This is a genomic window from Bradyrhizobium sp. TM239, from assembly GCF_036247985.1.
GTDB classification, from domain to species: Bacteria; Pseudomonadota; Alphaproteobacteria; order Rhizobiales; family Xanthobacteraceae; genus Bradyrhizobium; species Bradyrhizobium ottawaense.
Window position 1 is genome coordinate 107,912 of the sequence record NZ_BTIR01000012.1, and the last position, 14,215, is coordinate 122,126.

Here is a 14,215-nt window from a genome sequence, read left to right on the forward strand (position 1 = left end):
CCCGCTTTTGCAGCAGGACGATGGCCGGCGCAAGGCGGCCAGAATGGTAAACGGCAAATGCCGGCCTTGTCCGGGGCGCTGCTCTGGTTCTAACTGATGCCAACTAAAATGGGGTCAAAGGGGAAACGCATGGATCGCCGCACATTCATGGCCGGATGTTTCGGCCTGCCGCTGCTGGCGCAGGCCGGTGGGGCGCAAGCGCAGGCCGGGCTGACCAAGATCATCTTTCCGTTTGCGGCGGGGGCCGGCGGCGACACGTTGTGCCGGCTGATCGCCCAGGAGATGGCGCCGGTGCTGCAACGGACCATCGTGGTCGAGAACCGCACCGGCGGCGATGGCCTGATCGGGATCAAGGCGGTGAAGGGCGCGAGCCCGAACGGCAGCACGGTGCTGGTGACGACGGGGCCGACCATGTACCTGCTGCCGATGGTGGAGACGGCGCCGAGCTTCGACACCGCCAAGGATTTCGTGCCGGTGTCGCTGCTGGCGCGGTTCGAGTTCGCGCTGGTGATCAACCCGGCGGTCGAGGCCGCCGATTTCAAGAGCTTCGTGGCGTGGCTGAAGGCGCATCCGGACAAGACCTCGTTCGGCGTGCCGAGCAACGGCACCATTCCTCATTTCATGGGCTCCAAGCTCGAGAAGGATCTCGGCATTCCCCTGACCCGCGTGCCCTATCGCGGCAGCGCGCCGATCCTCAATGATCTCGTCGGCGGCCACATTTCGTTCGGGATCACCACGCTGGCCGACGCGCTACCGCAGCATCGGGCCAAGGGCGTGAGGATCATCGCGGCGTCGAGCGCGGAGCGCTCGCCCTTCGCGCCCGAGGTGCCCACGCTGAAAGAGAGCGGCATCGATCTCGTTGCCGACGCCTGGTACGGCATGTGGCTTCCGGCCGGCAGTCCGCCGGACTTCGCGAGCAAGCTGGGAGCTGCCGCGAGCGCCGCGCTCGCCAAGCCCGAGGTGAGGGAGAAGCTTACCGCAATCGGCCTGATCCCGGTCGGCTCGACGCCGGAGGGATTGACGAAGGAGCTCGCTGCGAACATCGCGTTGTGGCAGCCAATCGTGAAGGCGACGGGATACAAGATCGAGAATTGAACTCCGATGGCGCCACATACTCAGCCGTCAAGCCCGGCATGACGAATGGAGAGAGCCTCGCTTTGCTCACTCACATCTTCGCGCGCTGCGCGATGCCGTCCTTGATCGCCGCGAGCTCGGTCTCATCCCAGATGCCGATCAAAACGCCGCCCTTCACCTGAAGCTGGTTATCGGCATAGGCCGCGATCTTCTCGCGCGGTGTGGTGATGTGGCCGTTCGGATGCAGCGCCCAGTCGAACAGCTCGGCCTGCAACCGCGCGATGACGGCGGCACACTCCGGGTCGTCACCGCGATCGACGAACTCCTGCGGATCGGTTTCGAGATCGTACAGCATCGGGCGGAAGCCGGAGGCGTGGATGTATTTCCAGCGGCCGTCGAACACCATGAACAGGCGGCAGCGCTCGATCGGCTGGTTCAGCTTCAGTCGCACGTCCTGCATGGCGTAGTCGTATTCGGAGAACGCGACCTTGCGCCAATCGGACGGCGTCGGCCCGCGCAGCAGCGGCAACAGCGAGCGTCCTTCGAGGATGTGGCCCGGCACCTTGCCGCCGAAATAATCGACGAAGGTCGGCGCGAGATCGATGCCTTCAACCAGCGCGTCGCTGCGGGTGCCGCGCGTGGCGTCGGCTTCCCTGGAGGGGTCGATGATGATCAGCGGGATTTTTGCCGACTGCTCGTGGAACAGGTCCTTCTCACCCATCCAGTGATCGCCGAGATAATCGCCGTGATCGGAGGTGAACACGATCATGGTGGTGTCCAGCAGATCGCGTTCGCCTAAGAACTTCATCAGCGCGCCCATCTGGTCGTCGATCTGGGTGATCAGGCCCATATAGGTCGGGATCACCTTCTCGCGGGCATCATTGCGCGCCATGTTGCGGGAGTAGCGCATGTCCATATAGGCGCCGAACACCGGATGGGGATTTTGCCGCTCGCGCTCGGAGCGGATCACCGGGATCATGTCGTCGGTCGAATACATGCTGGCGTAGGGCTCCGGCGCGATGTAGGGCCAGTGCGGCTTGATGTAGGACAGATGCAGGCACCAGGGCCGGCCGTCGGTCTCGGCCTCGTTGATGAAGTCCATCGCGCGGCGCGTCATGTAGGGCGTCTCGGAATGTTCGTCCGGCACGCGCGCGGCCTTGTCGGCATGCACCAGCAGCCAGCCGTTCTGCAACGAACCATCCTCCGCCGCGCCGGAATTGGCCCAATGCTCCCAGGGGTTGGTGGCTTCAAAACCTTGGCTGCGCAGATACTCGTCGTATTTCGGACGCGGTCGTCCGGTCGGATGCAGGCCGTCGTCGCGCTCATAGGGCTCGAAGCCGCACTCGGAGACATGCACGCCGATCATCGATTCCGGGGGAATGCCGAGCGCCTTCATGCCTTCCAGATCGGGCGCCATGTGGGTCTTGCCGACCAGCACGTTGCGCACGCCGATCTTTTTGAGGTGATCGCCGAGCGTGGGCTCGCCGACGCGCAGCGGCCAGCCGTTCCAGTGCGAGCCGTGCGAGCGCATGTAGCGGCCGGTGTAGAACGACATCCGCGACGGACCGCAGATCGGCGATTGCACATAGGCCTTGCTGAACAGCACGCCGCGCTTGGCCATGGCGTCGATGTTCGGCGTCTTCAACGTGGGATGGCCGGTGCAGCCGAGATAATCATAGCGAAGCTGGTCGCACATGATCCAGAGAACGTTCTTCGCGCGCGCCATGCCTCGCCCCTGCATTTTCTTGATTGTTTGATGCTGCGCTATCGCGCTAGCGAAGACAAGCCAGTGACGCGCGTGCCCGTAGTCTCACACTCCGCTGTCGTCCCTGCGAAAGCAGGGACCCATAACCACAGGGAGTGGTTTGGCGAAGATTCGTCGCTCGGGACTACAACCATCCGCATCGAGAGATCACGCGGTATGGGTCCCTGCGTGCGCAGGGACGACAATTACGCCGACCACGGCTCCGCTTCGGCGGCGCTCTTGGCCTTGGCCGACACCGGGGCCTCGCCGATCACCTCGACGAGCGCGCGCAGGGCTTCCTTGACGCCATCGCCGGTGATGCCCGACATCAGCAGCGGCGTCTTCTTGGCCGCGCGCTTCAGCCGGTCCTTCTGTTTCTTCAATTCGTCCGGCTCGACGGCGTCGATCTTGTTCAGCGCGACGATCTCGATCTTGTCCGTGAGCAGCCCGCCATAGGCGTCGAGCTCCTTGCGCACCGTCTTGTAGGCCTTGCCGGCGTGCTCGCAGGTTGCGTCGATCAGATGCAAGAGCACGCGGCAGCGCTCGACATGGCCGAGGAAGCGGTCGCCGAGGCCGGTGCCTTCATGCGCGCCCTCGATCAGGCCGGGAATGTCGGCGAGCACGAATTCGCGGCCGTCGGCATTCACGACGCCGAGCTGCGGATGCAGCGTGGTGAAGGGATAGTCGGCGATCTTGGGCCGCGCCGCGCTGACCTTGGACAGGAAGGTCGACTTGCCGGCATTGGGCATGCCGACGAGGCCGGCATCCGCGATCAGCTTCAGCCGCAGCCAGATCCAGCGCTCTTCACCGACCTGGCCGGGATTGGCGTTGCGCGGCGCGCGGTTGGTCGAGGTCTTGAAATGCGCGTTGCCGAAGCCGCCATTGCCGCCCTCGGCCAGCACGAACTTTTCGCCGACATCAGTGAAATCGTGGATCAGGGTCTCACGGTCCTCGTCGAAGATCTGCGTGCCCACGGGGACCTTCAGCACGATGTTCTTGCCGTTGGCGCCGTGGCGGTCCGAACCTGAGCCGTTCTCGCCCTTCTGGGCCTTGAAGTGCTGCTGGTAGCGGTAGTCGATCAGCGTGTTGAGGCCATCGGCGACCTCGATGATCACGTTACCGCCGCGGCCGCCATTGCCGCCGGAGGGACCGCCGAATTCGATGAACTTCTCGCGGCGGAACGCCACGCAGCCGTTCCCGCCGTCACCGGAGCGGATATAGACCTTTGCTTCGTCGAGGAATTTCATGGGCCATAGGTAGGCCAGCCGGCCCCCTCCGGCAACCCGGATAGACCCGCAAATCGGCCGAATTTCTCGCGATTTCGCCCCTTGCTTAACCAGTCGGCCGGCGCCGGATCAGGAATTTCTGCATCCCCTCCAGCACCAGCTCCTTGCGCTGGTTGAACACGGTGCTGCGAAGCGTCACCGCGCCGGTGGTGCGGCCCGGCACCAGCTCGGTGACCTCCAGCGCGGGATAGATGGTGTCATCGGCAAACACGGGTTTGAGGAACCGGCTCGATTGCTCGAGGAAGCCGAGCAGGGAGTCCTCCACCATGAACGGAAACAGGCCGGCGCCTGGCGCGGTGTGGATCAGCGTCTGGAAGCCGTGGGCGAGCAGGTGCGGCATGCCGCGGCTGCGGCAATATTCCACGTCATAATGCACGGGATGGGTGTCGCCGCTTGCGGTCTGGAACGCGGCGAACACGGCCGTCGTCTGCGTGCGGCTCGGCAGCACGAAGCGTTCGCCGACGACGAAATCCTCAAACCAGCGTTGCGTGGGGATCATGCGATGCCGGGCCGGATCGAAGTCGGTCATGTCGGTGCTCTTTTTCTCGGTGCGGTCTCTATCGCTACCGCCATGCGAAGAGTGCGACAATCCGTTCAATTCAGCGTGGCGGGCTTGTCCCTGTGGCTCATGCCATTACAACGGCGCTCGATGCCCCTGTTCAAGAACCTCTCCGCCTATGACGATCGCTCCGCGCGCCTCGCCGGCATCGGACTGATGGTGCTGTCGATCTTCATGTTCTCGTTCGGCGACGCCATGGGCAAGTTCCTGGTCGGGACTTATTCGGTGGGGCAGCTCTTGTTCCTGCGCGCCTGCGCGGCGCTGCTGCTGCTCGCGCCGCTGATCTGGCGGCAGCGTCACGACTTCGTCAGCCTCGAGCGGCCGTGGCTCCAGCTGTTTCGCGTCGTGCTCTCGACGCTCGAGGTCGCCGCCTTCTTCCTCGCGACCGTCTATCTGCCGCTCGCCGACGTCATCACCTATTATCTCGCCGGTCCCATCTTCGTCACCGCGATGTCGGCGATCTTCCTGGGCGAGAAGGTCGGCTGGCGGCGCTGGACCGCGATCCTGATCGGCTTTTGCGGCGTCTTGATCGCGCTGCGGCCGTCGGCGCAGACCGTCAGCCTGCCGGCGCTGATCGCGCTCGGCGGCAGCCTGTCGTTTGCGACCCTGATGCTGATCACCCGCAGCCTGCGCAAGACGCCGGATATCGTGATGGCATCCTCGCAATTCGTCGGCACGTTTTCGCTGGGCGCGGTGCTGTCGGCCTTCCACTGGGTGCCGCCGACGCCGGGCAGCCTCGTGATATTCGCGCTGGCGGGATGCGTCTCGGTCACCGCGCTGTTCTGCGTCAACCGCTCGCTCAAGCTGGCGCCGGCCAGCGTCGTGGTGCCCTATCAATATTCCATGATCGTCTGGGCCGTGATCTTCGGCTTCGTCGTGTTCGGCGACGTGCCGTCGATGGCCACGCTCATCGGCGCCGCGATCATCATCGGGGCGGGATTCTATATCTATCTGCGCGAGCGCGATTTGGGGCGCGCAAGTGAAGAGATCAATCCGCCGGCGTAGCCCCACTCACACCGTCGTCCCGGACAAGCGCGCCTCAAGCGCGCGTAGATCCGGGACCCATACCCACAGGAAGTCGTTTTGCGAAGACTCGGAGTGGGAGTGTTGCCCCACACTCCTCCCTGTGGTTATGGGTCCCTGCCTTCGCAGGGACGACAGCGGAAAACGAGGCGCGGGCTCGCCCGCCTACCTCATCCTTCGCGCGCTGCTCCAGCTCTTCAACGAGGCCCACACGCCGCGCGACAGGCGGAAGCAGTCGACCGGCGTCGAGGAGCCCAGCGCGAGGAAGCGGTGCAGCTGCACGCCGCTCCACTGGAAGCCGCACTTCTCCAGCACCTTGCGCGAGGCCGGATTGGTGACGCGCGCGCCGGCATAGAGATGCTCGTCCTCGAACTCCTCGAAGAAGAAGTCGATCGCGCCGCGCGCGGCCTCGGTGGCAAAGCCCTTGCCCCAGTGCTCGACGCCGAGCCAATAGCCGAGTTCGGCATTGCCGGGCGTGGAGCAGTCGATGCCGACCATGCCGACCGGCCCGGTATCGTGCTCGATCAGGAACACGGTCTCGCTGCCGAGCGCGCCGGTGGCGCGAACGAACGCGACGGCGTCGTCCTGCGAATAGGGATGCGGGAGGCGGCGGGTGTTTTCGGCGACGCGGCGGTCGTTGGCGAGCCAGGCGATGGTCCTGACGTCGGCGAGGGTCGGCCGCCGCAAGGTCAGCCGTTCGGTGGCGACGACACCAGGTCTCGCCTCAGCCAAGGTCGCGCTCGAGAAATCCTGCAACATGTCCGGCTCCGTGAAAGTCACTAAGTCAAAGTGAGCAAGTCAAAAGAAAAGGGGAGGCCGGTTTCCCGCCTCCCCCTTGGAGCCTTCGATCTCTTGTGATCTCTGGACTCCGCCGGTTTGGTAGGACCGGCGGACTCCAATTTGATCCACCGTCTATTCAGCCGCCTCTGCGAGCGGGAGCACCGATACGAAGGTGCGGCCGTTGGCTTTGGCCTGGAACGTGACGCGACCCTCGATCTTGGCGAACAGAGTGTGGTCCGTGCCCATGCCGACATTAAGGCCCGGGTGCCAAGTGGTGCCGCGCTGACGCGCAATGATGTTGCCGGGAATCACAACTTCCCCGCCGAACGCCTTGATGCCGAGGCGCTTACCCTTGGAATCGCGACCGTTGCGCGATGAACCGCCTGCTTTTTTGTGAGCCATGGCTCGTCTCCGAAATCCTGCGTATTTCTAGATCAATTCCTTGACGGAATCATTTCAAAATTTCTCACGCATCAATTCGTGAATTGGCGTGATCGATTTCGCGTTACTCGGCGGCTTCCGCTGCCGGCTCCTTCGCCACCTTCTCCCGCTTCGGACGCGGGCCCTTGGTGGGCTTGGCGCCATCCGTCAGGATCTCGGAGATGCGGAGCACCGTGATCTCGTCGCGATAGCCGCGCTTGCGGCGCGAATTCTTGCGGCGGCGCTTCTTGAACGCGATGACCTTGGGGCCGCGCTTGTGGTCGAGCACCTCGACCGCAACGGACGCGCCTGCGACCGTCGGAATACCCAGCACCGGCGTGTCGCCGCCGACCACCAGAACTTCATTCAGCTGAATGATCGAGCCGACTTCGCCTTCGATCTTGCCTACTTCGAGAACATCATCCGGCACGACGCGGTATTGCTTGCCGCCGGTTTTGATGACTGCGAACATCGTTTTTTTCTCCGTGTTCAATCCCGGCCTCGCGACGGATATCGTCGGGGCCGGCTTTTTGTCAGTCGCTATGGGTTTATGCGAGTCTTGTGCGGGCGGGAGTTATCCCTTTGAAAACCCACGCAAAAACAAGCGGCGCGAGAAACGCCCCGCGCCGGTTGTGGGACTTATAGCCGCCGGCCGGCAAGAGTCAAGGAAAAGCGGGCGAAAAGCGCCCGGATTTGAAGGATTTGGCCCGGCCTGCGGCCTTCGGCCGAATCCCGACCGGCATTGCAACAAACCGGTTCCCTCGCAGTTAGTCCGCCGGAACAGGTAAGCGGGCAAGGGCTCTCATGGCAACAGACGAACTGGTCAAGACGACGGGCATCGCCCATCACGGCGCGGAGCGGCTGCCGTCGGTGGAGATCGACAGCTTCAACATCGAGATGAAGGACGAGGACGGCTTTCTCGGCGACCGCGCCAGCAAGGGCGCGTTCCGCGACATCCTCGACCGCTGGCGCAAGCCGCTGCGCAAGAGCGGCGAGGACCCGTTCGGCAAGGAGCCGTCCGAGAACATCAGCAAGAAGACGCTGGATGCGATCCTGGTCGGCGACGACGTCGAGGCCTCCGCGGTGGTGCACAGCGCGATCGAGGACTTCGCCCAGGAGCTCGCTTATGTCACCCGGCGTTTCCTCAAGACCAAGGCCTGGGCCAAGACCGAGCGCATCGTGGTCGGCGGCGGCTTCCGCGATTCCCGGCTCGGCGAGCTCGCGATCGCGCGCGCCGAGATCATCCTGAAATCCGAGGACTTCAAGATCGACATGATGCCGATCCGCCATCACCCGGATGAAGCCGGCCTGATCGGCGCGCTGCATCTGGCGCCGTCCTGGATCTTCGAGGCCCATGACAGCATTTTGGCCGTCGACATCGGCGGCACCAATATCCGCTGTGGCCTCGTCGAAACCGCTTGGAAAAAGGCAAAAGACCTGTCGAAGGCCAAGGTCGTGAAATCCGAGCTGTGGCGTCACGCCGACGACGAGCCGACGCGCGAAGGCGCGGTCAAGCGGCTCACCAAGATGCTGAAGGGGCTGATCACGGAGGCCGAGAACGAAGGCTTCAAGCTCGCGCCTTTCATCGGCATCGCCTGTCCCGGCGTGATCAAGGAGGACGGCTCGATCGAGAAGGGCGCGCAGAACCTGCCGGGCAATTGGGAGAGCAGCAAGTTCAACCTGCCGGCGAGCCTGATCGAGGGCATCCCCGAGATCGGCGAGCACGACACCGCGATCCTGATGCACAATGACGGCGTGGTTCAGGGCCTCTCCGAGGTGCCGTTCATGCAGGACGTCGAGCGCTGGGGGGTGCTCACCATCGGCACGGGCCTTGGCAATGCGCGCTTCACCAACCGCCGCAAGGACCGGGACACTACGGAGAACGGCAAGAAAAAGGCCAAGGAAAACAACAAGGACAGCACGAAAAACGACAAGGAGTAACCTTGACTGGTTAGGTTAAGGACCGGATTGCGTTGCGGCGCCGAGGCCGCACGCTAGGGTCGAATTGTCGCCTCACCCTGGCCGGCGAAGCCGCCCTTCCCAGCCAGTATTTCAATGAGCGGCACGGGACCGCCAGTGTTTACCGCGTCTGGCGGTCCCACCCGTTTTTTTCGATCGGTGATTCGGACCGCTCCAGCCCCCTTCAGTCCTTGCGCACGCCACCTTCGGGGGAGCGCATCTCTCGCAAATCCTTCAAACGGCCCCTGAAATCCGCCGCGAACGGCATCTTCGCCGTCACAGGGCCTCGCCAGCTCCGAAAACCGGTCTGATTTTCGCCCCGCGCGCCTTGTCTGGCCCGCCATCCTCGCCTATTAACGCCCCCAACCACAGGGGCCCTGCTCCTACCATGGCGCCTTCAGGAGAGGTGGCAGAGTGGTTGAATGCACCGCACTCGAAATGCGGCATAGGTGCAAGCCTATCGGGGGTTCGAATCCCTCCCTCTCCGCCATTGACCCGACCTTCCATCAATCTGTGCGCGCGAGCGGTAAAGTATCCAGTGATGGCGATGAAAATCGGACCGCAGCCCGAGAAATGGCTGCGCAAGAAGGCCAAGCAAGGGATGCGTGGCTATCCGGTCGGTACGCTTGCCTTCTATGGTCCCGACAATCAACGGGCCTCGAAGGTTGCGGTGTCGGTGATCCGGTATGAAGGAGCTGAGCCCGATCTGCGTCGCTGGTTTTCGGAAGCCGGCGACGTGCGAACCGATCGGACAATTCTCTCGGAGATCGCTGCGCATCTGCGTCAAAGCTCAGTGCACTCGGTGGCGATGGTGGACGGAATCATTGGATGTCCGCACGAAGAAGGCGTTGATTATCCGATGGGTCAGCCTTGCCCAAGGTGTTCCTTCTGGAAGGGACGAGATCGCTGGACAGGCGAGTTGGATCCCGGCTGAACATTGCGCACACTTCAGAGCGGCATTCTGGCGGTCACGTATGCGATCTGCGAACGCAGCCTCGCTGGTTGACCTGCTACGCAGCAACCGACAAGCCGGTGCCCCCCACCAAAGCAGCGCCAGCTTGAACCCACCACCCCCACGATCCGACCTAGCAATGCCCCGCCCTCCGGCGGCACCGAGGTAACCCACCACGATGTTCGAAAAAACCTACCGGGATCGCCTCGAGGCTGATCTTGCGCAATGGGAAGCCGAGGGCGTGATCGCGCCGGCGGCGGCCGCTGCGATCCGCCATGCGCTGCCGCCGCTGCCTGCGGGCATCAACATCGCCGTGGTCGTCGGCATTGTCGGCGGTCTGTTGATCGCGGCCGCGTTCCTTGCCTTCGTGGCGGCGCACTGGACCGAGATCGCGCGGCTGGTGCGGTTCGCGATCCTCCTCGCGGGCATGATCGTCACCGGCAGCCTCGGGGCCTGGTTCGCGGCGACGGGCCGCAACGTTCTCGCCGATCTCTGCGCCAGCGTTGGCGCCATCATCTTCGGTGCGGGCATCGCGCTGGTCGGCCAGATGTATCATCTCGGCGACGACTTTGCCGGCGGCATGCTGCTGTGGTCGATCGGCGCGCTCGCTGCGGCGCTGCTGACCGGCTCGCGCGGTGCGCTCGCGGTCGGCCTCGTCGCCGCCGGCATCTGGACCTGCATGCGGATCTACGACGCGCCCGACGTCCTGCATCTTCCGTTCGTGGCGGTCTGGCTGATCGCAGCAAGCCTTGCCTTCGCCTGGAATTCGCGCGCCGCCGCGCATCTCGTCGCGCTCGCGGTGCTGCCGTGGTGGATCGCGACGTCGCTCCGCTTCGAGTTCGACGGCGCCCAGCCGTCCTTCGTGCTCGCCAACGGCGCCGCCCTGCTGTTCGGCGCCGGGCTCGCGCTCGCAGCCTGGCCCTCGCCGAGGGCGCTCCGGCTCGGGACCGTCCTGTCGATCTACGGCGCGTTCTCGCTGGCCGGTGTCGCTGTCCTGGAGGTGACGACGGTCGACGACTTCATTCGCTTCCGGACCGGCACGGCGTCCGGCCAGCCGCTGTGGGCGATCCTGTGCGGAGCCGCGGGCGTGATTCTCGCCCTCGTCTCCGCCACGCTGACGAAGCGCGCGGGCGAGACCCTTGCAGCCTGCGCGATCGGCCTGATGTTGCTCGCCGCACCGATCTGGCCGGTCTCCACGGCCGGCGAGCCCTGGTTCGCTTATGCCGCGCTGCTTTGCGCCATGCTGTGCCTCGTCGTGTCAGGCGTGCTCGATGACGTGCGTCCGCGCATCGTCGCCGGCTGGCTCGGGATCGCCGGCGTGATCGCCGGCATCACCTGGGCGGTGAAGGGCTCGTTGCTGCGCCGCTCGGCATTCCTTGCTGCGGCCGGCATCGTCGCTGTCGTCTTTGCAACGGCGCTCAATCGCGCACTGCCGAGGGCTGCGCGATGAACAGGCTGGTCACGTCCGTTTCCGAGTTCTGGCAGCGCATCCCGAAGGTCGTGCTGTTCGGTGTCGCCGTCCTGCTGCAATGCGTTCTGCTGGTGCTGATGGTCGCCGACCGCATGCAGATTTTGCGCGAGGGCCGCGAGGTGACCTTGCAGACGCAGCCGGTCGATCCGCGCGATCTCCTGCGCGGCGACTATGTCGTGCTGCGCTACGACATCTCGCAACTGCCGGCCGGTGCGCTCGCCGGCAAGCCGGCCGACGCGCGCAATCCCGTCGTGTTCGTCAAGCTTGCGCCCAATGCCGATGGCGTCTACGCCGCCGTTTCGGCGCATGCCGAGCCGGTGCCGGTCACGGCGCCCGAGGTGCTGATCCGCGGCCGCGTCAGCCATTCCTGCGGATCCAACGTCCGCACCTTCTGCGACAGGCTGACGATCAAATATGGTCTCGAAAGCTATTTCGTGCCCGAAGGCGAGGGCGGCAAGCTCGAGCAGGCCCGCAACCAGCAGAAGCTGCGGATCGTTGCCGCCGTGCTGCCCTCAGGCCGCGCCGCCATCAAGCGGCTGCTGCTCGACGGCGAGCCGGTATACGAGGAGCCGCTATATTAGCCGGACGTCGTCGCCTGTGCCTGCACGGGCATTTCGTCCTCGATCCCGGCTTCGTGCGCTCATTCGGGATCCGACGTCGCCTCGTGTGCGCCGTGACAATGTTTGAAGCGCTTTCCTGAATTGCACGGGCAAAGATCGTTGCGTCGCAAGCCTGCAAACGCCGCCGGCGTCATTGCTTCTTCGGGAATCTCCGAGAGTGGCGTTGACGAGCCGTTCGATCCTGCGGCCGCCAATTCCGCGGCCGGCGCCCTGCGGCGATTCATCAGCCACCCGGCCAGTATTCCGGTCACCACGAACCCGCCCAGCAGCGCCATTCCCATCTTGGTATCGTTAGCTTCCTTGCGCTCCTTCTCCTCGGACTCCCTCGCCGCTTGTAAGCGCTGCTCTTCCCGTTCCACATACCACTTTGCAGCGGCTTGAAGCGCCGTCGGCGGAACCGTCCAGCTCACCGATGATTTTTCCGGTCTTGAAAGAACGATCGCCCGCGACAGCAGTGCCATTTGCGATGGCGACTTGCTTTCAGAACTGACTCTGTTCGCCGTCAAACGCGATGCAAGCCCGAGCGAAACCCCACCGCAGACCGACGAGACCAGCGTCAGACGACGGTTGCCCTTCGCTTCTTCGAGGGTTTCCCAGCGCCCCAAGCCCGGAAGCGAATCCGGCAATGCAACGTGATCGATCTCATGCGCGTCGATCAGTCGCGTGAGATCATACGCGTAGAGGTTCCGCTCCTTCAGGATATGTGCAATCGCGAAATGCCGGTAGATATTGTACATGTCGCGCCAGATCGGCTCGGCACGAATTGTCTCCTCCATGCGAGCGGTCCAATCACAGGCGAACTCCCTTGCGATGGGATCTTCGTTCCCGCTCTTGGCACCTGCATCTGCGTCGGCATCCGCGTCGCTGAGGATCACCTGGGCCGACTGCAGGAACGCTGTTTCATAATCGTGAGCATATTCGAACTTGCCGGGTTCAAACCAGAACCGGCGACGGCTGCTCCAATCGCCCGTGGACGTGCCAGCCCGAAGCATCTGCCGCGACTGGTTGAGCCGGCGCGTGAACGTCCCGGGCAAGGGCGGATCAACCGGCAATTGAAGCGTGCCCTGCGAAACCTGCTTCATGCGATAATCGGCTTCGACGAGCACCTTCGTCACGCGGGAATGCCTGGGCAGGGCGTCCACGCGAACCATTTGCGGCTGTTGCGAGCACATCCGCAGGTATTGTTGTTTCGCGGCCGCGTCGCGCCCGGCAATCTGGTCGAGACCGGGGGTTTGGCTTCTGTCCGGGTCCAGAGAGATTCCCGGCTCGATCTTTCCGTACTTCTTGTCGGCTGACCTGATCGCGACGATGAGATCGTCGAGGTAGAGATCGGGTTGGCCCCTCTCGGCAACTCCGCAAAGCAGGATATCGTTGTCGTCGTCCCGGCAGACAGCGTCGATGCGGGTCAATCCGGTAAGCCGCTTTGGTCCGCCCGACTTCGCCCGCTTCAAGGCTTCGCGCAGCGAAACCGCGACGTCCGCCCGCATGTCCGTGATCGACGTCGCGGGCGGAGCCTTGCAGGCGCTGTCAGCCGCCGCCGCAGCCAGGGGCTGTTGCGCGACGAGCGCGCTTACGCCCGACGCCAGGAAGCCGCGCCGATTGACGAGCACTCTGTGCATCATGGAGGTCTATTTCCCCGCTTCGAGAAATTTCGAGGTTAAGTATCCGGCTTCTTCAAATTGAGAACCTTGCGCCTGAGCTCGCCCAGGTCGCTTTCCTTCCCCGTCGGAGCCGCTCCGATGTGCACGCCGCCGACAGGTGCCGCGGATGGCGAATGAGCTGGACTGCCGGCGTTCGACCCGGATGGCTTTGAGCCGATTTCAGGTGAATTCGAGCCTGATCCCGCTCGCTCGCCGGCGCCGCTGACCCCCGACTCTCTGGTTGGGAAGGAATTTCCGCTTGGGGAGGAATTTGGTCTTCGGGCGCTGGGGGCCACTCGCCCGCCGCCGTCACCTGAAACGTCCGAGTCCAGCGGCGTGCGCTGATTGCGCCAGCGCTGAAGCTCCTGCAGCTCGCGAGCGACGGCGGCCGCGCCGTTCAGCCGCATCCTCTGCTCCTGGGGACTTTCGTAGTCCGGCCGGGTCGTGAGATTTTCTCTCAACGAAGCCTTGTCAATGCATACTCCGGAATCCCAGCCGTCTTGAGCGATGTGCTGCCCGTGCTTTTCGCACTCCATGCATTTGTTATACAGACCCTGCAATTCGACCGAGATGTAACTGCAATTCCAACTGGGACCGAACTTCTTCTGCAGGGTCTCGGCCTCGGCCGGACAATTGCATATTCCGAGAGCGGCAATTGCAGCGAGCATGAAGTAGCGCATGAATGTC

The 14,215-nt window shown here is 64.0% G+C and carries 14 protein-coding genes and 1 tRNA gene; 7 read left to right on the forward strand and 8 right to left on the reverse strand.

What is annotated here, in order from left to right; translation table 11 throughout:
* Positions 1 to 129 precede the first annotated feature (129 nt).
* Positions 130 to 1,095, forward strand: coding sequence for a Bug family tripartite tricarboxylate transporter substrate binding protein (locus tag AABA84_RS21925; RefSeq protein ID WP_338313077.1), 966 nt, complete (start codon positions 130 to 132; stop codon positions 1,093 to 1,095).
* 70 nt (positions 1,096 to 1,165) lie between these two features.
* Here the strand turns inward: AABA84_RS21925 and AABA84_RS21930 are convergent, their stop codons facing one another.
* The 3 genes from AABA84_RS21930 to AABA84_RS21940 all read right to left on the reverse strand — a co-directional run bounded on the left by AABA84_RS21930 (position 1,166) and on the right by AABA84_RS21940 (position 4,633).
* Positions 1,166 to 2,800, reverse strand: a complete 1,635-nt coding sequence (locus tag AABA84_RS21930) for an alkaline phosphatase family protein (RefSeq protein WP_338313078.1) — start codon at positions 2,798 to 2,800, stop codon at positions 1,166 to 1,168.
* A 224-nt stretch (positions 2,801 to 3,024) separates the two neighbouring features.
* Positions 3,025 to 4,065, reverse strand: a complete 1,041-nt coding sequence (gene obgE / locus AABA84_RS21935) for a GTPase ObgE (protein ID WP_338309525.1) — start codon at positions 4,063 to 4,065, stop codon at positions 3,025 to 3,027.
* A gap of 85 nt (positions 4,066 to 4,150) precedes the next feature.
* Positions 4,151 to 4,633, reverse strand: coding sequence for a MaoC family dehydratase (locus tag AABA84_RS21940; RefSeq protein WP_212252287.1), 483 nt, complete (start codon positions 4,631 to 4,633; stop codon positions 4,151 to 4,153).
* 120 nt (positions 4,634 to 4,753) lie between these two features.
* Between AABA84_RS21940 and AABA84_RS21945 the strand changes: the two genes are divergently transcribed.
* Positions 4,754 to 5,668: a DMT family transporter gene (locus AABA84_RS21945; protein WP_212252289.1), complete on the forward strand. Its 915-nt coding sequence runs from the start codon at positions 4,754 to 4,756 to the stop codon at positions 5,666 to 5,668.
* Between the two features lie 183 nt (positions 5,669 to 5,851).
* Here the strand turns inward: AABA84_RS21945 and AABA84_RS21950 are convergent, their stop codons facing one another.
* From AABA84_RS21950 to rplU, 3 genes are all read right to left on the reverse strand, one after another.
* A complete protein-coding gene (locus tag AABA84_RS21950; RefSeq protein WP_338313081.1) occupies positions 5,852 to 6,445 on the reverse strand; it encodes a GNAT family N-acetyltransferase in 594 nt (197 codons plus the stop codon).
* 153 nt (positions 6,446 to 6,598) lie between these two features.
* A complete protein-coding gene (rpmA, locus tag AABA84_RS21955) occupies positions 6,599 to 6,868 on the reverse strand; it encodes a 50S ribosomal protein L27 (protein ID WP_008137923.1) in 270 nt (89 codons plus the stop codon).
* A 103-nt stretch (positions 6,869 to 6,971) separates the two neighbouring features.
* Entirely contained in the window at positions 6,972 to 7,358 is a 387-nt protein-coding gene (gene rplU / locus AABA84_RS21960) for a 50S ribosomal protein L21 (protein ID WP_028139187.1), read from the reverse strand.
* Positions 7,359 to 7,690: 332 nt separating this feature from the next.
* Here rplU and AABA84_RS21965 point away from each other — a divergent pair, with 332 nt between their 5' ends.
* The 5 genes from AABA84_RS21965 to AABA84_RS21985 all read left to right on the forward strand — a co-directional run bounded on the left by AABA84_RS21965 (position 7,691) and on the right by AABA84_RS21985 (position 11,849).
* Positions 7,691 to 8,827 (forward strand): ROK family protein, encoded by a 1,137-nt coding sequence (locus tag AABA84_RS21965; protein WP_338313082.1) that lies wholly within the window; start codon positions 7,691 to 7,693, stop codon positions 8,825 to 8,827.
* A 418-nt stretch (positions 8,828 to 9,245) separates the two neighbouring features.
* A tRNA-Ser gene (locus AABA84_RS21970) sits at positions 9,246 to 9,335 on the forward strand.
* A 51-nt stretch (positions 9,336 to 9,386) separates the two neighbouring features.
* On the forward strand, positions 9,387 to 9,779 hold the full coding sequence (locus AABA84_RS21975) for a hypothetical protein (RefSeq protein WP_338313084.1): 393 nt from the start codon (positions 9,387 to 9,389) through the stop codon (positions 9,777 to 9,779).
* Between the two features lie 196 nt (positions 9,780 to 9,975).
* A complete protein-coding gene (locus tag AABA84_RS21980; protein WP_338313085.1) occupies positions 9,976 to 11,247 on the forward strand; it encodes a DUF2157 domain-containing protein in 1,272 nt (423 codons plus the stop codon).
* Positions 11,244 to 11,849: a GDYXXLXY domain-containing protein gene (locus tag AABA84_RS21985; protein WP_212252304.1), complete on the forward strand. Its 606-nt coding sequence runs from the start codon at positions 11,244 to 11,246 to the stop codon at positions 11,847 to 11,849. The genes AABA84_RS21980 and AABA84_RS21985 overlap by 4 nt, the downstream gene beginning before the upstream one ends.
* Positions 11,850 to 11,908: 59 nt before the next feature.
* Here the strand turns inward: AABA84_RS21985 and AABA84_RS21990 are convergent, their stop codons facing one another.
* Together AABA84_RS21990 and AABA84_RS21995 are read right to left on the reverse strand one after the other, a co-directional pair.
* On the reverse strand, positions 11,909 to 13,510 hold the full coding sequence (locus AABA84_RS21990) for an SEC-C metal-binding domain-containing protein (RefSeq protein ID WP_212252306.1): 1,602 nt from the start codon (positions 13,508 to 13,510) through the stop codon (positions 11,909 to 11,911).
* Positions 13,511 to 13,545: 35 nt separating this feature from the next.
* Positions 13,546 to 14,208 (reverse strand): hypothetical protein, encoded by a 663-nt coding sequence (locus AABA84_RS21995; RefSeq protein ID WP_212252308.1) that lies wholly within the window; start codon positions 14,206 to 14,208, stop codon positions 13,546 to 13,548.
* Between the last annotated feature and the right edge of the window lie 7 nt (positions 14,209 to 14,215).